Source organism: Nocardia sp. JCM 38205, from assembly GCF_058222935.1.
Window position 1 is genome coordinate 820114 of record NZ_JBYHFL010000003.1, and the last position, 22762, is coordinate 842875.

At 69.4% G+C, this 22762-nt stretch carries 22 protein-coding genes; 15 read left to right on the top strand and 7 right to left on the bottom strand.

Translation table 11 applies throughout. The annotated features are described in order from the left end of the window. The first annotated feature begins 27 nt into the window (after positions 1 to 27). On the top strand, positions 28 to 1911 hold the full coding sequence (glmS, locus tag AC4HOU_RS15290; protein WP_163817014.1) for a glutamine--fructose-6-phosphate transaminase (isomerizing): 1884 nt from the start codon (positions 28 to 30) through the stop codon (positions 1909 to 1911). An 84-nt stretch (positions 1912 to 1995) separates the two neighbouring features. On the opposite strand, the gene AC4HOU_RS15295 is transcribed toward glmS, so the two are convergent. Further along, the gene (locus AC4HOU_RS15295; protein ID WP_490724654.1) at positions 1996 to 3153 is read right to left on the bottom strand and encodes an MFS transporter; all 1158 of its coding nucleotides are present in this window, start codon (positions 3151 to 3153) and stop codon (positions 1996 to 1998) included. Positions 3154 to 3164: 11 nt separating this feature from the next. Here AC4HOU_RS15295 and AC4HOU_RS15300 point away from each other — a divergent pair, with 11 nt between their 5' ends. After that, complete coding sequence (locus tag AC4HOU_RS15300) at positions 3165 to 3671, top strand: MarR family winged helix-turn-helix transcriptional regulator (protein WP_194991211.1); 507 nt, start codon at positions 3165 to 3167, stop codon at positions 3669 to 3671. Between the two features lie 3 nt (positions 3672 to 3674). Here the strand turns inward: AC4HOU_RS15300 and AC4HOU_RS15305 are convergent, their stop codons facing one another. Next, entirely contained in the window at positions 3675 to 4091 is a 417-nt protein-coding gene (locus AC4HOU_RS15305; protein WP_228806638.1) for a plastocyanin/azurin family copper-binding protein, read from the bottom strand. Positions 4092 to 4151: 60 nt separating this feature from the next. On the opposite strand from AC4HOU_RS15305, the gene AC4HOU_RS15310 reads away from it, so the two are divergent. The 7 genes from AC4HOU_RS15310 (at position 4152) to tsaD (ending at position 10782) form a co-directional block, all read left to right on the top strand. Then, a complete protein-coding gene (locus AC4HOU_RS15310) occupies positions 4152 to 5588 on the top strand; it encodes an NAD(P)H-hydrate dehydratase (RefSeq protein WP_490724655.1) in 1437 nt (478 codons plus the stop codon). Between the two features lie 75 nt (positions 5589 to 5663). Then, positions 5664 to 6794 carry an alanine racemase gene (gene alr / locus AC4HOU_RS15315; RefSeq protein ID WP_490724656.1) on the top strand — a complete coding sequence of 377 codons (1131 nt, stop codon included), beginning with the start codon at positions 5664 to 5666 and terminating at the stop codon, positions 6792 to 6794. Then, complete coding sequence (locus tag AC4HOU_RS15320) at positions 6791 to 7873, top strand: alpha/beta fold hydrolase (RefSeq protein WP_490724657.1); 1083 nt, start codon at positions 6791 to 6793, stop codon at positions 7871 to 7873. The genes alr and AC4HOU_RS15320 overlap by 4 nt, the downstream gene beginning before the upstream one ends. Next, positions 7866 to 8339, top strand: a complete 474-nt coding sequence (gene tsaE, locus AC4HOU_RS15325; RefSeq protein ID WP_490724658.1) for a tRNA (adenosine(37)-N6)-threonylcarbamoyltransferase complex ATPase subunit type 1 TsaE — start codon at positions 7866 to 7868, stop codon at positions 8337 to 8339. The genes AC4HOU_RS15320 and tsaE overlap by 8 nt, the downstream gene beginning before the upstream one ends. Positions 8340 to 8501: 162 nt before the next feature. Next, positions 8502 to 9224, top strand: a complete 723-nt coding sequence (tsaB, locus tag AC4HOU_RS15330) for a tRNA (adenosine(37)-N6)-threonylcarbamoyltransferase complex dimerization subunit type 1 TsaB (protein WP_163816997.1) — start codon at positions 8502 to 8504, stop codon at positions 9222 to 9224. A 2-nt stretch (positions 9225 to 9226) separates the two neighbouring features. Continuing rightward, positions 9227 to 9742, top strand: a complete 516-nt coding sequence (gene rimI, locus AC4HOU_RS15335) for a ribosomal protein S18-alanine N-acetyltransferase (RefSeq protein ID WP_163816995.1) — start codon at positions 9227 to 9229, stop codon at positions 9740 to 9742. Next, positions 9739 to 10782 carry a tRNA (adenosine(37)-N6)-threonylcarbamoyltransferase complex transferase subunit TsaD gene (tsaD, locus tag AC4HOU_RS15340; protein ID WP_490724659.1) on the top strand — a complete coding sequence of 348 codons (1044 nt, stop codon included), beginning with the start codon at positions 9739 to 9741 and terminating at the stop codon, positions 10780 to 10782. Before rimI ends, tsaD begins: the two co-directional genes overlap by 4 nt. 49 nt (positions 10783 to 10831) lie before the next feature. Here tsaD and AC4HOU_RS15345 read toward each other — a convergent pair whose 3' ends face one another. Beyond that, positions 10832 to 12403, bottom strand: coding sequence for a DUF7159 family protein (locus tag AC4HOU_RS15345; RefSeq protein ID WP_163816990.1), 1572 nt, complete (start codon positions 12401 to 12403; stop codon positions 10832 to 10834). Between the two features lie 597 nt (positions 12404 to 13000). Between AC4HOU_RS15345 and groES the strand changes: the two genes are divergently transcribed. Together groES and groL are read left to right on the top strand one after the other, a co-directional pair. After that, positions 13001 to 13303, top strand: a complete 303-nt coding sequence (gene groES / locus AC4HOU_RS15350; protein ID WP_014349218.1) for a co-chaperone GroES — start codon at positions 13001 to 13003, stop codon at positions 13301 to 13303. A gap of 105 nt (positions 13304 to 13408) precedes the next feature. Continuing rightward, positions 13409 to 15016: a chaperonin GroEL gene (groL, locus tag AC4HOU_RS15355; protein ID WP_163816988.1), complete on the top strand. Its 1608-nt coding sequence runs from the start codon at positions 13409 to 13411 to the stop codon at positions 15014 to 15016. Positions 15017 to 15156: 140 nt separating this feature from the next. On the opposite strand, the gene AC4HOU_RS15360 is transcribed toward groL, so the two are convergent. The 3 genes from AC4HOU_RS15360 to AC4HOU_RS15370 form a co-directional block, all read right to left on the bottom strand. Next, a complete protein-coding gene (locus tag AC4HOU_RS15360) occupies positions 15157 to 15408 on the bottom strand; it encodes an RskA family anti-sigma factor (RefSeq protein ID WP_014349220.1) in 252 nt (83 codons plus the stop codon). A gap of 1 nt (position 15409) precedes the next feature. After that, the gene (locus AC4HOU_RS15365; protein ID WP_163817018.1) at positions 15410 to 15985 is read right to left on the bottom strand and encodes a sigma-70 family RNA polymerase sigma factor; all 576 of its coding nucleotides are present in this window, start codon (positions 15983 to 15985) and stop codon (positions 15410 to 15412) included. A gap of 356 nt (positions 15986 to 16341) precedes the next feature. Then, the gene (locus AC4HOU_RS15370; RefSeq protein ID WP_036533446.1) at positions 16342 to 16635 is read right to left on the bottom strand and encodes a WhiB family transcriptional regulator; all 294 of its coding nucleotides are present in this window, start codon (positions 16633 to 16635) and stop codon (positions 16342 to 16344) included. A 683-nt stretch (positions 16636 to 17318) separates the two neighbouring features. Here AC4HOU_RS15370 and AC4HOU_RS15375 point away from each other — a divergent pair. From AC4HOU_RS15375 to AC4HOU_RS15385, 3 genes are all read left to right on the top strand, one after another. Then, a complete protein-coding gene (locus tag AC4HOU_RS15375) occupies positions 17319 to 18206 on the top strand; it encodes a hypothetical protein (RefSeq protein WP_490724660.1) in 888 nt (295 codons plus the stop codon). Positions 18207 to 18369: 163 nt separating this feature from the next. Further along, positions 18370 to 18948: a sigma-70 family RNA polymerase sigma factor gene (locus tag AC4HOU_RS15380; protein WP_036533448.1), complete on the top strand. Its 579-nt coding sequence runs from the start codon at positions 18370 to 18372 to the stop codon at positions 18946 to 18948. Between the two features lie 94 nt (positions 18949 to 19042). Continuing rightward, on the top strand, positions 19043 to 20032 hold the full coding sequence (locus AC4HOU_RS15385) for an anti-sigma-D factor RsdA (protein WP_280210699.1): 990 nt from the start codon (positions 19043 to 19045) through the stop codon (positions 20030 to 20032). A gap of 203 nt (positions 20033 to 20235) precedes the next feature. Here AC4HOU_RS15385 and AC4HOU_RS15390 read toward each other — a convergent pair whose 3' ends face one another. Continuing rightward, positions 20236 to 20649, bottom strand: coding sequence for a DUF5319 domain-containing protein (locus AC4HOU_RS15390; protein ID WP_036533470.1), 414 nt, complete (start codon positions 20647 to 20649; stop codon positions 20236 to 20238). Between the two features lie 162 nt (positions 20650 to 20811). Here AC4HOU_RS15390 and guaB point away from each other — a divergent pair, with 162 nt between their 5' ends. Further along, entirely contained in the window at positions 20812 to 22422 is a 1611-nt protein-coding gene (gene guaB, locus AC4HOU_RS15395; protein ID WP_375139427.1) for an IMP dehydrogenase, read from the top strand. Positions 22423 to 22762: the final 340 nt, after the last annotated feature.

Consider the following 22762-nt stretch of genomic DNA (forward strand, 5'->3'; position numbering starts at 1 on the left):
GTTATCCGATAAGTACTCTGGTGAGCCATGTGCGGAATCGTGGGGTACGTCGGGTACCGGGATGCTCTCGGCGTCGTCGTCGACGCGTTGCGCCGCATGGAGTATCGCGGGTACGACTCGGCGGGCGTCGCGATCCTCGACGGAGCGGGCGCCATCGCGGTGGAACGCAAGGCCGGTCGCCTCGCGAATCTGGAGGCTGAGCTGGGCGAGGCCGGCCCGGACGCGTTCGCGGGAAGCACCGGCATGGGGCACACCCGCTGGGCGACGCACGGCGCGCCGACCGATCGCAACGCGCACCCGCATCGGGACGAGGCCGGCGCCGTCGCGGTGGTGCACAACGGCATCATCGAGAATTTCGCGCCGCTGCGTCGCGAACTCGAGGACGCCGGGGTGGAGCTGCGTAGCGACACCGACACCGAGGTCGCGGTGCATCTGGTGGCGCGCGCCTACGCCGAGGGCCCGACAGCGGGTGATTTCGAGGCGAGCGCGCTGGCGGTGCTGCGCCGCCTCGAGGGCGCGTTCACCCTGGTCTTCACGCACGCCGAACATCCGGACAAGATCATTGCCGCGCGCCGGTCCACCCCGCTGGTCGTGGGTGTGGGCAAGGGCGAGATGTTCATCGCCTCGGACGTGACGGCCTTCATCGAGCACACCCGCGAGGCTGTCGAACTGGGCCAGGATCAGGCGGTGGTGATCACCCGCGACAGCTACCGGGTCACCGACTTCGCCGGTAACGACGCGGGCTCGCGCACCCGGCCGTTCACCATCGACTGGGATCTGGCCGCCGCCGAAAAGGGCGGACACGATTACTTCATGCTCAAGGAGATCGAGGAGCAGCCCGCCGCGGTCGCGGACACCCTGATGGGGCATTTCGACACCGGCCAGGGCGGCTCGGGACGCATCGTGCTCGACGAGCAGCGCCTGGCCGATCAGGAGCTGCGTGACGTCGACAAGGTCTTCGTCGTCGCGTGCGGGAGCGCCTATCACTCGGGCCTGCTGGCCAAGTACGCGATCGAGCATTGGACTCGCTTGCCCGTCGAGGTGGAGCTGGCCAGCGAGTTCCGCTACCGCGACCCGGTGCTGGACCGCTCCACACTGGTGGTGGCGATCTCGCAGTCCGGCGAGACGGCCGACACGCTGGAAGCGGTGCGCCACGCCAAGGAGCAGAAGGCGCGCGTGCTGGCCATCTGCAATACCAACGGCGCGCAGATCCCCCGCGAATCCGACGCGGTGCTCTACACCAGGGCCGGGCCGGAGATCGGCGTCGCCTCGACCAAGGCGTTCCTGGCGCAGGTGACGGCCAACTACCTGGTCGGGCTGGCGTTGGCGCAGGCGCGCGGCACCAAGTATCCCGACGAGGTGGCGCGCGAGTTCGCCGAGCTGGAAGCCATGCCGAAGCTGGTCGCGCGGGTGCTGGAGACGGCGCCGCAGGTGCGCGCGATCGCGCGTGAGCTGGCGAAGGTGCCGACGGTGCTGTTCCTCGGCCGCCACGTCGGATATCCGGTGGCGCTCGAGGGTGCGCTCAAGCTCAAGGAGCTGGCGTACATGCACGCGGAGGGTTTCGCGGCGGGTGAGCTCAAGCACGGTCCGATCGCGCTGATCGAAGACGGCCTGCCGGTGATCGTGGTGATGCCGTCGCCGAAGGGGCGCGCGGTGCTGCACTCGAAGCTGCTGAGCAATATCCGCGAGATCCAAGCGCGTGGGGCACGCACCATCGTCATCGCGGAGGAGGGCGACGATACGGTGCGCCCGTTCGCCGACGATCTCATCGAGATCCCGTCCGCGCCGACGTTGTTCCAGCCGCTGCTGTCGACGGTCCCCTTGCAGATCTTCGCCGCCGAGGTGGCGCAGGCGCGCGGATACGACGTCGACAAGCCGCGCAACCTGGCGAAATCGGTCACGGTCGAATAAACCGCCGAACGTAAGACATCGACCCGGACCGTGAGTGGTCCGGGTCGACGTCTGTCCGGCAGCGGTACAGCGCACTCGCGGGTGCTATCGCACAGGGGCCACCAGGTCGGCGGACGCTGAATCGAGCGCGTCGCCCGTGCTGGGTAGCGACGTCGCCGGCCCGTTCCGGCGTTCCAGAGTCGCGGACGCGACGGCCAACCCCAGGGCACTCACAGCGAGCAGTGCGCCCACCCAGTTCGGCGCGGTGTACCCGAGACCCGCGGAGATCACGATCCCGCCGAGCCATGCGGCCAGTGCGTTGCCCAGGTTGAACGCGCCGATATTGATCGCCGAGGCCAGCGTGGGAGCACCCGCCGCCTGATCCAGGACGCGCTTCTGCAAAGGCGGCACGGTGGCGAATCCGAGCGCGCCGATCAGCACCACGGTGACGGCGGCCAGCGGCTTGCTGTGCGCGGTGAGCGTGAACAGCCCGAGCACGGCGGCGAGCAGGCCGAGCGAGACGTACAGCATGGGCATGAGGTGCCGGTCGGCGTAGCGGCCACCGATCAGATTGCCTGCGAACATGCCGAGGCCGAACAGGACGAGCAGCCAGGTCACCGAGCCCTCGGCATAGCCGCTCACCTCGGTCATCATGGGCGCGAGATAGGTGATCGCCGCGAACACGCCGCCGAACCCGAGCACCGTCATGGCCATGGCGAGCAGCACCTGTGGATTGGCGAGCGCGGAGAATTCCGAGCGCAGCCGGGCATCGCTCGGTGCTGCCTGATCTGGCACCAGCGTGGCGACGCCGATCAGCCCGATCACACCGATCACGGCCACCAGCGCGAAGGTGAGCCGCCAGCCGAACTGCTGGCCGAGCAGAGTGCCCAGCGGTACGCCGACCACGGTCGCGGCGGTGAGGCCGGTGAACATGATGGCGATGGCGCCGGCCTTGCGGTCGGCGGCGACCAGACTGCCCGCGACCACCGCGCCGATACCGAAGAACGCGCCGTGCGCGAGCGAGGCGACGATCCGCCCGGTCAGCATGAGCGCGAAGCTCGGTGCCACGGCCGACAGCAGGTTTCCGGCGATCAGTAGCAGCAGTGATGCGAGCAGCATGCGTTTGCGGGAGACGCGGGTACCGAGCCCCGTCATCACCGGCGCGCCCGCGACGACGCCGAGCGCGTAACCGGTGACCAGCAGGCCCGCGGTCGGGATGGACACCGTGTACTCGGCCGCGATGTCGGGCAGCAGCCCCACCACGATGAATTCGGTTGTGCCGATGGCGAACGCCCCGAGGGTCAGGGCGAGCAGCTCTCACCGGCCTCGCCGATGGCTGGTACGCGCTGTCGCTGCTGCACGACCGCATCGAGGCGCATATCGAGCGCGCCTTGCAGACCGGGCACGACCTCAGCGTGCGCGAGTATTCGCTGCTGGTGGTGTTGTCCCGGCAGCACGACGGGCCCGGCGGGCATCTGCGGATGAATCAGGTCGCCGAGGCGGTCGTGCTGAGTCAGAGTGCGACGACGCGGCTGGTCTCCCGGTTGGAGGATCGCGGCCTGTTGCAGCGGTACCTGTGCCCGGACGATCGGCGCGGCATCTACACCGACGTCACGCCGGCGGGTCTCGAGTTGCTGGCGCGCGCCCGCCCCACCCATGACGCGGCTCTGACGAGCGCGCTGCGCCAGGCGGCCGCGAATCCCGAGCTGGCGCCGCTGGTTTCGGCCGTCGAAGCGCTGAACGCGGGGAGCCCGCGTACCCGCGAATATCGTCCGGTGTGAGGCCTACTGCACCGTGATGGTGCCGCGCATCTCGGGATGGATGGGGCACAGGTACCGGAACGATCCCGCGGTGGTGAAGGTGTGGCTCCACTCGCCCTCGGTGAACAGCGGGCTGTTGATGCCCATCGCCTTGTCGCCGATGCCCTGCACGCCGTGCACGACGTCATCGGAGAACTTCCAGGTGACGGTGTCGCCGACGGAGATGGTGAGATCGGCGGGGGAGAACGTCATATCGTCGACTTCGACGACGAAGGTCTGGGCCTGGCCGTTGTCCGCGGCGGGGGCGGAGGTGGCGGCCGGAGTCGCGGTGGTCGTCGGCGCGGAGGCGGGCTCGTCGTCGGAGCCGCAGCCGGACAGTAGCGCCGCCGCGAGGACGAATCCGGTGGCGATGACGGTGGCGTGACGACGCGGCGTAGGCATGATGATCAAGCGTAGTCTGCGGAAGTCGCGGCCCGAGCAACCAGTGGAGGTGCGTGTCCGATGTGTTCGCAGCGGGGCTATTACCCGGTCGACGCGGTCCGGGCGGCCGAGGCGGAACTGTTCACCAGGGTCGCGGCCGGGGTGCCGATGCGGCGGGCGGCTTACGGGCTGGCGACCGTCGTCGCGGGGGAGCTGCGGGCGCGCACCGGGGGTGTCGCGGGGCGGTCGGTGACGCTGCTGGTCGGCTCCGGCGATAACGGTGGGGACGCACTGTGGGCGGGATCGTTCCTGCGGCGCCGCGGTGTTTCGGTCGATGCGGTGTTGCTGAATCCGGAGCGCGCGCATGCGGAAGGTCTTGCGGCGCTGCGGAAAGCCGGTGGCCGGGTGCGCACCGACGTGGGCCGGACGGATCTGGTGATCGATGGCATCGTCGGCATCTCCGGGCGCGGGTCGTTGCGTCCGCAGGCGGCGGAGCTCGTGGCGCGGATCGAGGCGCCGATCGTCGCGGCGGATCTGCCGAGCGGGGTCGACCCCGATACCGGTGCGGTCGACGGTCCGGCGGTGCGGGCGCAGGTGACGGTCAGCTTCGGCGCCTATAAGCCGGTGCATGCGCTCAATGCGGACCGATGTGGACGAATCGAATTGGTACCCATCGGTTTACGGCTACCCGCGCCCGAACTCGCGGCTCTCGAACCGCGCGATATCGGGGCGCGGTGGCCGGTGCCGGGCGCCGGCGACGACAAGTACAGCCAGGGCGTCACCGGTGTCTGCGCGGGCAGCGCGGCCTATCCGGGTGCGGCGGTGCTGTGCACCGGGGCGGCCGTGGCGGCGACCTCCGGGATGGTGCGTTATGCGGGCAGCGGCGCGGACCAGGTTCTCGCGCAGTACCCGGAGGTGGTCGCCGCCCGCAATATCGCCTCGACCGGCCGCGTGCAGTCCTGGGTGTTCGGCCCCGGCTCCGGCACCGATGACGGCGCGTGGGCCCGGATGGCGCAGATCCTGTCCACCGACCTGCCCGTCGTCGTCGACGCCGACGGCCTGACCCTGCTCGCCGACCATCCCGCCATGGTGCGCGACCGTGCCGCGCCGACCGTGCTGACCCCGCACGCCGGCGAATTCGCCCGCCTCACCGGGCAGCCGCTCGGCACCGATCGGGTCGCGGCGGTTCGCGAACTGGCCGAATCGTGGGGGGTGACGGTGCTGCTCAAGGGGCGCGCCACGCTGGTCGCCGAACCAGGCAAGGCCGTGCTGGTGAACGAGGCCGGCGGTTCCTGGGCCGCGACGGCGGGTGCCGGTGACGTGTTGTCCGGCGTGATCGGCGCGCTGCTCGCAGCGGGTCGGGAACCGGGTTGGTCGGCCGCCGCGGCGGCGCGTGTGCACGCCCTCGCAGCCAACCTCGCCGCCGCCGACGGTCCGGCCGCCGCACCGATCTCGGCGACGCCGCTACTGCACCACCTGCGGCCTGCGATCAGCACGCTGCGCGCCCTCGCTTCCTGACGCCAGGGCGCCTGCTGGTCGGCGCACGGTGGTCGCCCGCCCCTCGCCACCGCGTTGGTGGCAGGATCGGGAACCGTGAATGCGCAAGTGGAGACGGTCGTCGATCTGGATGCCATCGCTCATAACGTGCGGATCCTGCGTGAACACGCCGGCGGCGCCGCGGTGATGATCGTGGTGAAGGCCGACGGTTACAACCATGGCGCGGTCGAGGTCGGGCGCGCCGCACTGGCGGCGGGCGCGGCCGAACTCGGCGTCACCACCATCAGCGAAGCGGTGCAGCTGCGCGAGGCCGGGATCACCGCGCCGATCCTGAGCTGGCTCAACAATTCCGACGCCGATTACGGTGCCGCGATCGCCGCCGATATCGAAATCGGCGTGTCCGCGCTGTCGCAGCTGCGGGGTGTGGAGGCGGCGGCACGGCGGCTCGGGCGCACGGCGACGCTCACTCTCAAGGTGGATACCGGCCTCAACCGCAACGGTGTCTCGGTCACCGAATACCCCGCGGTCCTCACCGCGTTGCGTGCTCTCGTCGACGAGCAGGTGGTGCGTTTCCGCGCGATCTTCTCCCATCTGGCGCACGCCGACGAGCCGCACCATCCCATCATCGACGTGCAGCGCGACCGTTTCGTCGAGGCCATCGTCACCGCCAAGGAATACGGGCTGACAGCGGAGATCACCCACCTGGCCAACTCGGCGGCCACCCTGACCCGCCCCGATCTCGCCTTCGACATGGTGCGCCCCGGCATCGCGGTCTACGGGCTGTCACCGGTCCCCGAACTCGGCGATTTCGGTCTGCGCCCGGCGATGACCTTCCAAGCCGAGGTCTCGCTGATCAAACGGGTCGCGGCCGGCGAGGGCGTCTCCTACGGCCATGAATGGATCGCTCCGCACGACACCACCGTCGCGCTCATCCCGGCCGGATACGCCGACGGCGTCTCGCGCAGGCTCGGCGGACGCTTCGAGGTCTGGGTGCGCGGCGCGCGGCGGCCGAGCATCGGACGGGTGTGCATGGATCAGCTGGTCATCGACCTCGGCGAGAACCTCGACGGCGTCACCGAAGGCGATACCGCGGTCCTGTTCGGCACCGGCGAAGACGGCCTGCCACACGCCCAGGAATGGGCCGACCTGCTCGAGACCATCCACTACGAAGTGGTGTGTTCGCCCAGGGGCCGGGTGGTCCGGCGGTTCCGAGGTGGCCCGCGATGACCAAACGCAGAGTGACCGTCCTGCGCGGCGGTATGGCGACCGCGGGCCTCGTCGCGGCGTTGGCCGGGGTGCACGCGCTGCGCCGGGCGGGGGCGCGGGTGCTGGTACCGGTGAGCCGCGATCCCTATCGCGGCGAAGACTTCTCGCTGATCGACTCCGACCCGGCCGACGAGGTCCTCGCCGACGACGGTGTGCCGCTGGCCATCCGCACCTGCGGCCCCGCCGACGCCCCCGTCACCGTCGTCTTCGTGCACGGCTTCTGCAACACCATGGAATCGTTTCACTTCCAGCGCCGCCATCTCGAGCAACGGTGGGGTCCGCAGGTGCGGATGGTGCTGTTCGATCTGCGTGGGCACGGGCGTTCCGGAGCGCCGGAGACCGACAGTTGCACGGTCCGTCAGCTCGGCCGCGACCTCGTGCGCGTCATCGAGGCGAAGGCGCCGGACGGGCCACTGGTGCTGGTCGGGCATTCGCTCGGCGGGATGGCGATCCTGGCCGCGGCGGCCCAGTACCCGGAGCTGTTCGACCAGCGGGTGGCGGGTATCGCATTGCTGTCGACGGCGGCGGCCGAGGTGGCCAGCGCCGGTCTGGGCCAGCTCTTGCGCAATCCCACCCTCGACGGGTTCCGGATGGCGGTGCACACCGCGCCGGCGCTGGTGCAGACCGGGCGGATGACGGCCAAGCATGTGATCGCGCCGATCCTGCACGTCAGCTCGTTCCACGGCTCGGTGAGCCCGACGTTGTCGCGGTTCGCCACCCTGATGATCGACCGCACCCCCGTGGAGACGATCGTCAAATTCCTGAAGGCGATCGAGCTGCACGACGAATCGGCCGCGCTGCCGGTGCTCGCCGATATCCCGGTGCTGATCATGGGCGGCAGACACGACCTGGTGATCCCGTTCCGCAACTCCCGCGCGCTGGCCCGTGAACTGCCGGACGCCGAACTCGTGGAACTGCCGGAGGCCGCGCATATGCCGCAGCTGCAGTTCGCCGACCTGGTCGACGCCGCCCTGGACCGGCTGCTGCTGCGCGCCGGTGTCGTCACCACGACCGACACACCGGAGGTGGCCGGTGACTGAACACCGACGCACACTGCCCACCGTGGCCGACACCGAAGCGCTCGGCCGTGAACTGGCCGCGGGACTGGGCGCGGGCGATCTGGTGGTGCTCGACGGTCCGCTCGGCGCGGGCAAGACCGCACTGACCCGAGGCATCGCCGCCGGACTCGGGGTACAGGGGCGGGTCAGCTCGCCGACGTTCATCATCGCGCGCAGGCACCGCGCCGGAGAGCGCCGCGACGCGGCTCCGGTGGCGCTGGTGCACGTGGACGCCTACCGTCTCGGCGGCGGGCTCGACGAGCTCGACGCCCTCGACCTCGACACCGATCTGCATGACGCGGTGGTCGTCGTCGAATGGGGTGGCGGCGTCGTCGAGCACCTCACCGACCGTCATCTGCGGGTGCGTCTGGCCCGCGAACCGGAATCGGATGTGCGCGTCGCGAGCTGGGAATGGATCGAGCGCGCGGCCGATCCCGGGCAGGGCTAGCGGCCTACTCGAGCCACCGGCAGCGGTGATCACGCCCACCGGCGCGGGCTCGGCAAGGCTGTGACGTGGGCAACCTCGCACGAGGCACGCGCACGCGGCTGCGCGCCGCGACCCTCATGGCTGCGCGGCGCGTGAGGACCAACCGGTATCGTTGGGCCAATCATGCTTGTACTTGCTGTCGACACCGCGACGCCCGCCGTTACAGCGGGATTGGTGGAATTGGAGCAGTCCGCGGCCGGTGCCGAGGCACCGGCCGACGTGCGCACCATCGCCGTCCGGGTGCGGGTCGACGCCCGCGCCCACGCCGAGGTGCTCACCCCGCAGATCCTCGAATGCCTCACCGAGGCAGGGCGATCCAGGACCGATATCGCGGCCGTCGTGGTCGGCGTCGGCCCCGGACCGTTCACCGGATTACGGGTCGGCATGGCCACCGCTGCGGCCTTCGGCGACGCCCTCGGCATCCCGGTGTACGGCGTGTGCAGCCTGGACGCCATCGCCGCCGACGGCGCCCGCGACCTGGCCCCCGGCGCGGAGCTGCTGGTGGTCACCGACGCGCGACGTCGCGAGGTGTACTCGGCGCGCTACCGCGAGGACGAGCCGTGGGCGCTCGGCGGCATCGGCCGTCGCGTCGCCGGCCCCGAGGTCGGTAAACCGGCCGAGCTGGACACCGAGAAGGCCACCGTCATCGCGGGGTCGGCCTCGCACGTGGACCTGTTCGACCTGCCGGTGCTTCCGGTGGAGACCCCGTCACCGGCCGGGCTGGTCCGGGTCGCGGCACCCCAGGTGCTGGCTCGCGCGGTGCCCGAACCGCTGGTCCCGCTGTATCTGCGCAGGCCGGACGCGGTCGAGCAGAGCTACCGCACCCTCGATCGGACAGGGGCGTAGCCGTGGGCATCCGCATCGAACCGATGACGGTCGCCGATATCGACCGCTGCGTGGAACTCGAGCAACTGCTGTTCCCGGAGGACGATCCGTGGCATGCGGTGTCGTTCCGGTCCGAGCTCGCGGCCGGGCACAACCGCTACATCACCGCGCGGGACGAGGACGGCCGCATGGTCGGCTACGCGGGCATCGCGCTGCTCGGTGACGACGAACATCCGGAGGCCGAGGTGCACACCATCGGCGTCGACCCGCAATGCCATCGCGCCGGTATCGGCACCAAGCTGCTCGAAGCGCTGCTCGCCGAGGCCGCCGTGCGCGGCGGGCCGGTGTTCCTCGAGGTCCGCACCGACAATGCCGCGGCCATCGCGCTCTACGCCAAGCACGGCTTCCACATCATCGGCCTGCGCAAGAACTACTACCATCCCAGCGGCGCCGACGCCTACACCATGCGCAGGCCCGCGCTGTCGTCGGCGGGCGCGCAGTGGGGCGAGGCGAATCGACCGGACGAGGTGCTGTCGTGATCGTCATGGGTATCGAGAGCTCCTGCGACGAAACCGGTGTCGGCATCGTGCGGCGCCATCCGGACGGCAGTTGTGAGCTGCTGGCCGACGAGGTCGCCTCGAGTGTCGACCAGCACGCCCGCTTCGGCGGCGTCGTGCCCGAGATCGCCTCGCGTGCGCATCTGGAGGCGATCGTGCCCGCGATGCGGCGCGCGTTGTCGAGCGCGGGCATCGTCGCCCCCGACGCCCTCGCGGTCACCATCGGGCCGGGCCTGGCCGGTGCGTTGCTGGTGGGAGTCGCCGCCGCCAAGGCGTACGCGGCGGCATGGGATGTGCCGTTCTACGCGCTCAACCATCTCGGCGGCCATGTCGCGGTCGATACGCTCGAGCACGGTCCGATGCCGCCGTGCGTGGCGCTGCTGGTCTCGGGCGGGCATACCCACCTGCTGCACGTCACGGATCTGGCCGAGTCGATCGTGGAGCTCGGCAGCACCGTCGACGACGCGGCGGGCGAGGCGTTCGACAAGGTCGCGCGGTTGCTCGGCCTCGGCTTCCCCGGCGGCCCCGCGCTGGACGCGGCCGCCCGCTCCGGCGACCCGAAGGCCATCGCGTTCCCGCGCGGCATGACCGGCCCGCGCGATCCCCGCTACGACTTCTCGTTCTCGGGGTTGAAGACCGCGGTGGCTCGCTATGTCGAGGCCGCCCAACGCGATGGGGTGGCCACGGAGGATCTGCCGATCCCGGATATCGCGGCCTCGTTCCAGGAGGCCGTCGCCGACGTGCTCACCATGAAGGCGGTGCGCGCCGCGCAGGACGTCGGCGTCGGCACGCTGGTGCTCGGCGGCGGCGCGACGGCCAATTCCCGGATCCGCTCGCTGGCCGAAGAGCGTTGCGCGGCGGCCGGTTTGGAGCTGCGGGTGCCGAAGCCGCGGCTGTGCACCGACAACGGAGTGATGATCGCGGCGCTCGGCGCCCACGTGATCGCGGGTGGTGCGAAACCTTCGCCGCTGACCGTGGCGACCGATCCGGGGCTGCCGGTATCGGTCAGTCAGGTGTCCTGAGCCGGTTCACTGCCGGCAGACCACGCGGCCCGGCCGACGACCGGCCCGCTCACTGCGTGGGTGCCGTCGGCTGTCCATCCGACGAGCCCGTGCCGGCCCGGGGAATAGGCACGCGGCCCTGCGCGGGCGCCTGAGCCGGCGGCCCGCTCGGCCGAACGGTCGTCGGCGCGGCGCCCGGTGTGGGCGTGCCGCTGGTGCTCGGCTCGGTGTCGGCGCCTTCGCGGCCCGTCTCGGGCGCGGCCCCCGAACCCGATGGCGCGGTGGTGCTCGGCGGGAACAGCGGGCCGAGCAGCTCCGGCAGCTCGGGGAACGGGATCGACGGCAGGTTCGGATCGGGGCGCAGCGTCGGCTGGGTGGACGAGCTGCGCGGGGTGGTCGGTGCGACCCCGGTGGTGCTCGGCAGCTGATCGGGGCTCGGGCTCGGGGCGATCGTGGTGCCGGTGGGACGGACCGGGGACTCGCGCTCGCCGCCGGTGGTGGCGCTGCCTGGCACCGCGGGCGGGTAGGACGTCATCGTGGGCGGTAGCTCGGTGCTGCTGGTGGTGCCCGCCGGGGAGACCTCTTCGCCGGAGGTCGGGGCGAGCGCCTTCACCCCGTAGCCGATGACCAGACCGACGACCACGATCGCACCGGCCAGCGTGCCGACGACCTTGGTGAACGTGCCCACCGGCGCATCCGCGGCGAGCGCGGCGACCGAGCCCGCGGCGGGCTGGGTCTCGTCGGCGAGCAGCGCGGCGCCCTTGGCGATGACGGCGTCCGGATCCGGGACCGTGAGTACGGGGATGTCGAGTTCGTGCTGCAGGGTCTCGACCACGGCGGGGACATTGGCACCGCCGCCGATCACGCAGACCGCTTCCGGACGCTCGGGTGCGCGCCCGAAGGTGACCGCGGTGAACGCGGCCAGCTCGCGCAGCTGATCGGCGATCAGTTCCTCGAAGTCGGTGCGGGTGAGCTTGAGGGGGCGTCCGGCCACGTGGTCGATGGTGACCGCGGGCGCGATGGACAGGTGCTCCTTGGCGGCACGGCCCCGGTTGGTGAGCATGGTCCGGTTGGGGCGGGTACCGCGGCGGGCGTAGTGGGCGTCGACCAGATGGTGGTAGATCAGCTCGTCGATGGCGTTGCCGCCGACGGTGGTGGTGCGCGCCGAATGCAGCACCGTGCCGTCGGCCTGGGTGGCGACGGTGACGGTGACTCCGGACGCGCCGACATCGACCAGCGCGACGGTGCGGTATCGGTCGACGAGGCCGGTGTGGCGGAGGAAGGCGAGCGCGGCGGTGGCCTCGGGCACCAGCTGGAGCTCGTGCTGCTTGCCGGTGGCCGAGCGGATCGCTTGGGCCTGGGCCTTGCTGCGGTAGGCGACCGCGACAGCGGTCGGCGGGCTGCTCAGCGCCGCGTCGAGTTCGAAGGCCTTGGTGCCCGCGTAGCCCGTATCGTGCGGGTGGGTCGTCGGCAGCTGGGTGGTCATCAGCTCGATCGACGAGGCGACCAGATCGCCGAGATCGGAATGGGCGTCGGCCGACACCACGCGGTAGTCGAAGCTCTGGGCTCCGTTCCCGGCGGTGGCGACGAGCGCCGAGCACACCACCTCGTTCCCGGCGGAGATACCGAGGGATGTTCGCATGTTCACCTCCCTTCGAGCGGATGGTCCTGGTGTCGGGCGACCATCTCGAATGGACTCCCGGAGCACCGCGTGGATGACGATCGAACCGGGTTCGCTATCCGGGCCGTCTCGTTGCCTCTTGGGCGCCGGGACGGTTGTGGATCAGGTGTTGCTTGGGGCTCTACTGTGCAGCTGGCCGGATCGTTCGTGACGGCCTGTCGCTCGCCGGGACGCCGGTTCGTGATGAACCCGGCGGCCGCTGAGCGACCGTCGTCCATACTGTCACAATCCGTTATCCGAACGTTACAGATTTTGTGAAGTAATAGGAAGCCCTCGGCGCTGGGGGCGTGCCGAATGTAGAGATCGGCCCTGCGCTGCGGCGACAGCTGTGCGGACGATCCGGCCGATTGGCACAGCCCGCCCTTGAGCGCTGGCACTCTCGTGTATAGAGTGCTAGTGGCGCTGTGTGATGTGTGTGCCAGTGCCAGTTCGACTACTGAGCAGGTCCCGGCACCCGCGACGACGGGGCTGTGCGCAGGCGTCGGCATCGTGACCGAACCGATGGTCCGGGACAACAGTTCCGGACGACCGTTATCCCCTGAAAGTGGAGGGCTCAACGTGGCGAGCGTGAACATCAAGCCGCTCGAGGACAAGATCCTCGTCCAGGCCAACGAGGCCGAGACGACGACGGCCTCCGGCCTGGTCATCCCGGATACGGCGAAGGAAAAGCCGCAGGAGGGCACCGTTGTCGCCGTCGGCCCCGGCCGGTGGGACGAGGATGGCGAGAAGCGCATCCCGCTGGATGTCCAGGAGGGCGACACCGTCATCTACAGCAAGTACGGCGGCACCGAGATCAAGTACCAGGGTGAGGAATACCTGATCCTGTCCGCGCGCGACGTGCTGGCTGTCGTCAGCAAGTAAGTCATCGCTGCGCATGGCGTTCCGCCCCGGTGTCGACTTCTGACCCCGGGGCGGAGTGCGTTCCGCGCACTGTGACAGCGCACCGAAACACAGGAGCGAACACATATGGCAAAGCAGATCGAGTTCGACGAGAAGGCTCGCCGGGCTCTCGAGCGCGGTGTCGACAAGCTCGCCGACGCGGTCAAGGTCACCCTCGGCCCGCGCGGCCGGCACGTCGTGCTCGCCAAGGCGTTCGGTGGCCCGACCGTGACCAACGACGGTGTCACCATCGCGCGCGACATCGATCTCGAGGACCCGTTCGAGAACCTCGGCGCCCAGCTGGTCAAGAGCGTCGCCACCAAGACCAACGATGTGGCCGGTGACGGCACCACGACCGCCACCGTGCTGGCTCAGGCCCTGGTGCGCGCCGGACTGAAGAACATCGCCGCGGGCGCCAACCCCATCGCGATCGGCTCCGGCATCGCCAAGGCCGCCGACGCCGTCTCCGAGGCGCTGCTGGCGCAGGCCACCCCGGTCTCCGGCGAGCAGGCCATCGCGCAGGTCGCCACCGTCTCCTCGCGGGACGAGGAGATCGGCGAGATGGTCGGCAAGGCGCTGACCACCGTCGGCAAGGACGGCGTGGTCACCGTCGAGGAGTCCTCGACGCTGCAGACCGAGCTCGTGGTCACCGAGGGTGTCCAGTTCGACAAGGGCTACCTCTCGCCCTACTTCGTCACCGATACCGACACCCAGCAGGCCGTGTTCGAGGACGCCTACGTCCTGCTGCACCGGGAAAAGATCACCTCGCTGCCCGATTTCCTGCCGCTGCTGGAGAAGATCGCCGAATCCGGCAAGCCGGTGCTGATCATCGCCGAGGACGTCGAGGGCGAGGCGCTGTCCACCCTGGTGGTCAACGCCATCCGCAAGACGATCAAGGCCGTCGCGGTCAAGGCGCCGTTCTTCGGTGACCGCCGCAAGGCGTTCCTCGACGACCTCGCCGTCGTCACCGCGGGCACCGTGGTCAACCCCGACCTCGGCATCACCCTGCGTGAGGCCGGACTCGAGGTGCTCGGCAAGGCCCGCCGCGTCGTCGTCACCAAGGACGACACCACCATCATCGACGGTGCGGGCACCGCCGAGGACATCGCGGCCCGCGGCGCCCAGCTGCGTCGTGAGATCGAGGCAACCGATTCCGATTGGGATCGGGAGAAGCTCGAGGAGCGGCTGGCCAAGCTGGCCGGTGGCGTCGCGGTGATCAAGGTCGGCGCGGCCACCGAGACCGCCCTCAAGGAACGCAAGTACCGGGTCGAGGACGCGGTCAGCGCGGCCAAGGCCGCGGTCGAGGAGGGCATCGTCCCCGGCGGCGGCACCGCCCTGGTGCAGGCCGGCGCCAAGCTGGTCGAGCTGCGCGAGTCGCTGTCCGGCGACGAGGCGGTCGGCGTCGAGGTGGTCCGCCAGGCGCTGCGCGCGCCGCTGTACTGGATCGCCACCAACGCGGGCGTCGACGGCTCGGTCGTGGTCAGCAAGGTCGCCGAGGGCAAGGAAGGCTTCAACGCCGCCACCCTCAGCTACGGCGATCTGCTCACCGACGGCGTCGTCGATCCGGTGAAGGTGACCCGTTCGGCGGTGATCAACGCCGCGTCGGTGGCCCGGATGGTGCTCACCACCGAGAGCGCGATCGTCGACAAGCCCGCCGACGAGGGCGACGATCACGGGCACGGCCACAGCCACTGACGGGCAGGCCGCGGCCTTCGGGTTGATCGAGCGGACCGTTCATGTTCCCACGGACGTGAACGGTCCGTTCGTCTTTCGGCCGTTCGAGCGCGGGACGCGGGACACCGCAAGAGAATCCGGGGCGATCCCCGGGAAAGAAGTCAGGAAGCGACCGGCGGCTGCTCCGCGGCGATCGCGGTGAGCAGCCGCCCGCGCAGCGCCGCCGGCGGCTGAACAGCCGTCGCGGCGGCGAGCGCTGAGAGAGCCTCCCTGGTGAGGTGCACCTCGGTGATGAACTCGGCACGCCGAGCAGGGTCTTCACTGTCGAGCAGTTCTTGTACCGCTTGATGGTCTTCGTCGTCGATCGATCCGAGCGCGACGGTGTGCGCGAGATCGATCTGCCGTTCGTTCATCTCACGTCACCCCCAAACTTTTCTTCAGTCGTGTCAATCCATCCCGAATTCGGGACTTAACGGTCGGTAACCCTACGCCCAGATGGCTGGCCACCTCGGCGTAGGTTCGCCCGCCGTAGTAGGCGAGCGAGATGGCCTCCCGCTGGGTTTCGGTGAGGTCACCGAGACTGGCCAGGACGGCCTGCTGTTCGAATTTACGCTCGACCTCCTCGGTGACCTCGTCGAAGTCGTTGCCGAGAACCCGTATCCCGTAAGCGACTTCGCGCTGGGTATGGGCCTGCTCGGCCCGCACCCGGTCGACGGCGCGGCGATGTGCCAGCGTCATCAGCCAGGTGGCGGCCGACCCCTTGTCCGGATCGAAACTCGCCGCCGTTCGCCAGACCTGGAGATAGACCTCTTGCGCGGTCTCCTCCGCATAGCCCGGGTCATGGAGGACGCGCAACACCAGACCGTAGACGCGCGCACACGTTCGGTCGTAGAGCTCGGCGAAGGCTTCCTGGTCGGACTGGCCACACCGGTGCAAAAGCGCGGCGAGTTCGATGCTTTCAGCTGCGCGTGCCGAGACCGCAGATTCCACGCTGAGTGGAAAGGCTTCTCCACGGAACGAGTCGCCCTCTGCGGCCGGCGGCCGCGTTGTCACAACGCTCCATTCTGTGTCATCGGTCACTACCGTAGCGTGCCGCTATCGGATTCGCTCGGCAGGGGCCCTGTGCGGCAGCGTGCGTTTCGACGCCGACAGGCGCGCTCGGTGGTGACCGAGGGCCTGACGGGCGTTGTCGTGCGTACGAGCCGAACGACCGTGTGCCGGCGCGCGACTCGACCGATAGTGCTGTCAGCAGTTGTTGCTAGGGATTCGGCGCCCTGCGCGATGTGGATGGGAAGGGATTCGCAATCCGTCGCGAACGCGGGCGTACGAGCGTGACCAGCGGCGACTCAGACCGCCATCCGGCGCCGATTGCGCCGGGCATGCATCTCCCGCTCGGTCTCGGACATGCCGCCCCAGATGCCGTAGGGCTCGCTGACTTTGAGGGCGTGGCTGCGGCACTGCATCAGCACCGGGCAGCTGTGGCAGATCTCCTTGGCGCGCATCTCGCGCGCGGTACGGGCGCGACCGCGCTCGCCGTCGGGATGGAAGAACACCGCGGAGTCCACGCCGCGGCAGGATCCGCGCATCTGCCAATCCCAGACATCGGCGTTCGGTCCGGGAAGGTGGGTGGGCATGGGCATGTGTGAACTCCTCGTGGTGCGAGCTCGTCGACGTTGTCGAGCAGGTGGTCTGCAACTTCTCCCGGCGCGGATGGTCATCCGGCCGGGCACATTCCGGCCACGGTGCGGCGTGTGTCGTCCGAGAGCCCGCCAATGATGGTCGCTGCAATTTCGCGCGGCGCCGTCCGTGGCGATGAGTTACGTTAGGTCCCGCCGCGAATTTCCGTCAATAGTTCGGCGCAGCGGTTTCTCAAATGTTCAGCGGCCAAATTTAACCTTGGCACTGTTTACTTTTAACGTTCCTTCCGGCGATAATGGCCGGTTGGCTCGACGGCGCTGTGCCGCCACGTCTTCGGCGTCCGCGAATCAGCGCAGGTGGCGGCTGTGTTCAGGATGTTGGTTCGATCGTCGATCCGGCATCGCCCGCCCGGTGTTGCCGAACCGCTCCGCCGGGGGTGTGATCCGGGCAGGGGGAGATGGCGATAACGGGGCGCACGGGTTAATTGCGCGAAACGCATATGAATTCGAGGGGCGCATGCCGGCCGATTGCCGGGGCGAGTTTTACCTGATGGAAACATGACGTGTACCGACACATTCGTTTCTCTGTATGCTTCGCGCGCAAAAGAAAGCTGAACGGTTGCTCGTGGTCCGCATGGCCGCGCCGGGGGCGGTGGACGCGGGACGGGCCGGGATAGAGTGCGGCGGTGTTCGTCCCGGTTCCCCGCCCCGACCCGCACGTCGCGCTACTCGCCGACGCCGCCTTCGGCGCCCGACCAGGCGTGTCCGCTACCGAGTTGCCGGCCGCCCGCGATGCGCGTGAAGCCTGGCTGCGCGCGGTGGCGCTCGGCGGTCAGGGCCGCTACGCCGCCGCCCGTGCCGAACTGCGCGAGGTGAACAAGCATCGGGTCGACCCGATGCTCGCGGCTCTCGCGGCATCCACCCGCGGCTCCCTGCTGCGTCAACTGGGCTGGCATGCCGTCGCCGCACGGCACGACGGGGCCGCCGCGGCGCTCGCCGTGCCCGGCGCGGCCGAGGCCCGCACGGAGGAGGGGCACGCGCCGTACCGGCTCGACGCCGCGTGCGACGCGCTGACCGGGCTGGCCGCCGACGCGCTCGGCACCGGACGCACCGATCTGGCCGCCGCCCTACTCGCCCGGGTGCGCGCCCTGCTCGGCGAGGCCGCCGAAGCGCCGAGCCAGGAGCGGCTGCGGCCGGCGATCCGGCTGCACTGGGTGAGCGCCGAGACCGCGCTCGCGTCGGGACGCTTCGCCGCGGCCCTGCCCCATGCCGAGGCCGCGCTCGCCCTCGCCGAACAAGGTCCTTCGGTGCGGCATCAGGTGAAATCGCGACTGCTGCTCGCCGCGGCGACCGCCGCAAACGGGTCCGGTGAGCGGGCCTGCGAGCTCGCCGAGACCGTCGCCGCCGAATGTCGTGCGCACGGGTTGCTGCCGTTGCGCTGGGCCTGTGCCATGTTGCGGACCGGAGTGGCGGTACGTGACATCGATCGCACTGCGGCACAGCGCGAGGCAGCCGAATGCGCCGGCGCCATCGAACGGCTCGGTGGGCGCTTCCGTCCGGCCGCCGCGGGCTGACATTCGCCGCATGCTCCGATCGGCCCCGGTCGGGAGCCGGTTGACGACGCAGATGCCCGGTTCGGCAACGGGTGTCGCTATTGTTAGATCCGTTCCGCTACACCCGCGGAAGCATCGGCCGATACCGGCCGTGCCACTTGTAACGCCAGGAAAATCTCTGACGATGACGCACACGGGCGAAGAGTTGGACCTCGCCGTCGCTGCCGCTGCGCAGGGCGACAGATCCGCTCTAGCTCAGGTACTGGAGTTGATCCGCCCGCTGGTGATGCGTTATTGCCGCGCACGGATCGGAGCTGCGGAGCGTGGATCGCTGTCCGCGGACGACGTTGCGCAGGAGGTCTGTCTGGCGGTCATGACAGCCCTGCCCAGGTATCAAGACCAGGGCAGGCCGTTCATGGCCTTCGTATACGGAATCGCTTCGCACAAGGTCGCCGACGCTCATCGCAACGCCTCACGTAACAAGGCGGAGGCGATGGCCGAAGTACCAGATGTCATATCCACCGACCACGGGCCGGAGCAGCGCGCTCTCGAATCGGAAACGAGCAGGCAGATGAACCGTTTGCTTGCCACGCTTCCGGAAAAGCATCGAGAGATCCTGATCCTGCGTTTGGTCATGGGTTTGTCGGCAGAAGAAACCGCGACCGCCGTGGGCAGTACGGCGGGAGCTATACGAGTCGCCCAGCACCGGGCACTCGCGAAATTGAAGTCACAAGTGGCGAGGGCAGGTGAAATGTATGGCTAGGGATGGCGGGCGCGGTCGGGGTGACTGGAGGGCGCGACGTGGATCGCGGGACAGCGGTCCCTACGCCGAGGGGTCCTCTGGCGACAACGCTCCGGTGGACATCGCGGCGGTACGCCGCGACGACGCGCTGATCGATGCCATCGCCAGCGACGGGCCGGTCCAGACCGACAGCACCGAAGAGTTCCAGTTGGCGGCTTTGCTGGCCGACTGGCGGGCCGAGATCATCGCACCACCGATTCCGGATGCTCCGGATCTCGACACGGTGGTCGCGGCGGTCAATCAGGAAATCGGCGCGCGCCAGGCGCGGGTCGGTGCCAAGGCGGGTGGACGGCTGCGGCTGGTGCGCCCGATCGCGGGCACCGCTGCGGCTTTGGCGCTGGTGTTCGGCGGTATGACGGCCTTCTCTTATAACGCCGAGCCCGGTGATCCGCTGTGGCGGGTCAAAGAAGTGGTGTTCAGCGAGCAGGCCCAGTCGACCGTGGTGCAGCGCGCCGACGACGATCTGGCCGCGGCGCAGGAGCTGATCGAGCAGGGCAATCCCGAACGTGCCAGGGCTCGGTTGGCGCAGGCGTCGACCAATGCGACCCAGGTGGACGATCCGGCCAAGCGCGAAGTTCTGCTGGAACGCTGGCAGCAGCTGCTCGACGAGCTACGCAAGGTGTCGCCGGAGGCGGCCGCCCAGCTCGAGCAGACCACGCGTCCGGGCGGAGTCACGACGACACCCAACGAGACCGCACGTCCGGGCAGGCCCGAGACCACGCGGCCGGGCGGTGTCGGTGGCGACAGCGGCAGCACCGCGCCCACGATCATGGGCGTGGATCCGACGGTGTCCGGCACCAAGCCGCCGGTGACCACCGCTCCGGATACGACCGCACCGACCACTCCGCCGACGACCGGCCCGCAGGACACCGGCGTTCCGCCGACCGTCGAGCCGACCACGCCGCCGGAGACCACGCAACCGCCGGTGACGCCGACCACGGTGTCGCAGTCGACCATCGTCGAGCCCCCGGTCATCACCACCGTGCCGTCGGCCGGTGGTGGTGACACCGGCACGCCGGGCACGGGCGGGTCGACCACGGGCTGACCGCGGGTCAACGGTCACCACAACTGAAGCGGGATCCAAAGACGGGTGAAACCGATCGTCGGAAGACGGTCGGTGTTTTTGTGTCCGTGGCTGTTCCAGACGGTGGGAAGGTGCGTGAGATGTCGCACATCATGATCTGGCGCACGCGTGGCGTGTTCGCGTGGCGGACCGAGAAATCGGACCGATGTGGCCGAGGGAACCGATCAGCTGTCGAAACCGTCGAAGCCGTCGCCGTGGAACGCCTCGTTCATCGAAGCGTCGGCGTAGCCCCGGCAGTAATCCCAGGTGACGTAGGCCTCGGGCGTCGGATCGTAGGCCGGCTCATGCGGGCGGACCGTGCCGTCGACCAGTAGCTGGAGCAGATTGGCGCGCAGCATGTCCCAGTCGTGGTAGTGATCCTGCCTGCAGTCCTCACAGCTCACGACCAGGCCGCGGATGCCGCGATGGCCCAGTAGCGCTTCATACACCGCGAGGTCGGCGAGATCCTCCTCGACCGCGAGGCGCTCATGAGGATCCAGCGGTTCGCCCGGCTCGATGGCATCGAGCGCGGCCGACGGGTCGGAGGGGTCTCCGGCGAATGGATCCGGCGGCAAGCCAGGTGGTAGATGGTCACGCACATCCCCACGGTACGCAGAACAGGGCGGTCTGCGCCAGCTATGCGCGCAGCCAGTTTCCCCGGCGGCCTCACTCGAGGCGTGTTCCACCGGACAGATACCATAGGTGAAACCCGCCGACGTGTACCCGACACCCGTCGGTGTCAGATCCGCACAGTCCATCCCATGAAACAGTCCGCAGGCCGGTCCGGCCCTCGCGGCACTGTCGACGTCCAGGAGGGGTCGATCCGAATGAGTAATCCCGTACCGGGCGAACGAAGCGCTGTCCGCCCTCATACGGGTGGTGACGATCCGAACAAGATCGCCATGCTCGGCCTCACGTTCGACGATGTGCTGCTGCTGCCCGCGGCCTCGGATCTCATTCCCAGTTCGGTCGAGACTTCGAGCCAGCTGACCAGGGAGATCCGGCTGCGTACCCCGCTGTGTAGTTCGGCGATGGATACCGTCACCGAGGCCAGGATGGCCATCGCCATGGCGCGAGCGGGCGGTATGGGCGTGCTGCACCGCAATCTGTCGGTGGCCGATCAGGCGAGCCAGGTGGAGACGGTCAAGCGCTCCGAGGCGGGCATGGTGACCGATCCGGTGACCTGCCGCCCCACCGACACCCTGGCCGAGGTCGACGCGATGTGCGCGCGGTTCCGCATCTCCGGCCTGCCGGTGGTGGATGAGACCGGCGCGCTGGTCGGCATCATCACCAACCGCGATATGCGCTTCGAGGTCGACCAGGATCGCCGGGTGGCCGATGTGATGACCAAGGCGCCGCTGATCACCGCCCAGGAGGGGGTGACGGCGGAGGCCGCGCTCGGCCTGCTGCGCAGGCACAAGATCGAGAAGCTGCCGATCGTCGACGGTGAGGGCAGGCTGCGTGGCCTGATCACCGTCAAGGACTTCGTCAAGACCGATCAGTACCCGAACGCCACCAAAGACCGCGACGGCCGCCTGCTGGTCGGCGCCGCGGTCGGTGTCGGTGACGACGCCTGGTCGCGCGCGATGACGCTGGCCGACGCGGGCGTCGATGTGCTGGTGGTCGATACCGCGCACGGCCATCAGGCGCAGGTGCTGCAGATGGTCACCAAGGTCAAGGCCGAGGTCGGCGACCGCATCCAGGTGGTCGGCGGCAATATCGCCACTCGCGCCGGCGCGCAGGCGCTGGTCGAGGCGGGTGCGGACGCGGTGAAGGTGGGTGTCGGGCCGGGCTCGATCTGCACCACTCGCGTGGTCGCCGGTGTCGGTGCCCCGCAGATCACCGCCATTCTGGAGGCGGTCGCGGCGTGCAAGCCGGCCGGTGTGCCGGTCATCGCCGACGGCGGCATCCAGTTCTCCGGCGATATCGCCAAGGCCATCGCCGCGGGCGCGTCCACGGTGATGCTCGGTTCGCTGCTCGCCGGTACTGCCGAATCGCCCGGTGAGCTGATCCTGGTCGGCGGCAAGCAGTTCAAGAGCTACCGCGGCATGGGTTCGCTGGGCGCCATGCAGGGCCGCGGGCAGGCCAAGTCCTTCTCCAAGGACCGCTACTTCCAGGACGACGTGCTCGCCGAGGACAAGCTGGTCCCCGAGGGCATCGAGGGCCGGGTGCCCTTCCGCGGCCCGGTCAACCAGGTCATCCACCAGCTCGTCGGCGGCCTGCGCGCGGCCATGGGCTACACCGGTTCGCAGTCCGTCGCGGAGTTGCAGGAAGCCCAGTTCGTGCAGATCACCGCGGCCGGGCTGAAGGAAAGCCACCCGCACGACATCACCATGACGGTGGAGGCGCCGAACTACACCGGCCGCGGCTGACCCGAGCCGGCCGTGCCCGCGGCACGACCGGTGCGGCTTGGGTGGCCCCGGAGTTCGCATCCGATTCGTCCGGGTCGCTCCGGCATGCCAGCAGTCGTGGAACCAGCCACGGTGGGTATCGTTCGTAGACGGTGACGGCACGCTGTGTCCAGATCCACTACAAACAGAATCCTGGCCGTGGCCTGCCCACGGACGCGAGCTTGCGATGCAAAGTGCCGCAAGTCCAGACAACGGAGGGGCGACCTCGAGGAGCCCCGTTCGCGGCCCGTCTCGTGTTTGCGCGGCCGCTTTGGCCACCAAAGAAAAAAAGCGGTTGGTGAAACAAAAGAACACAGGGGGG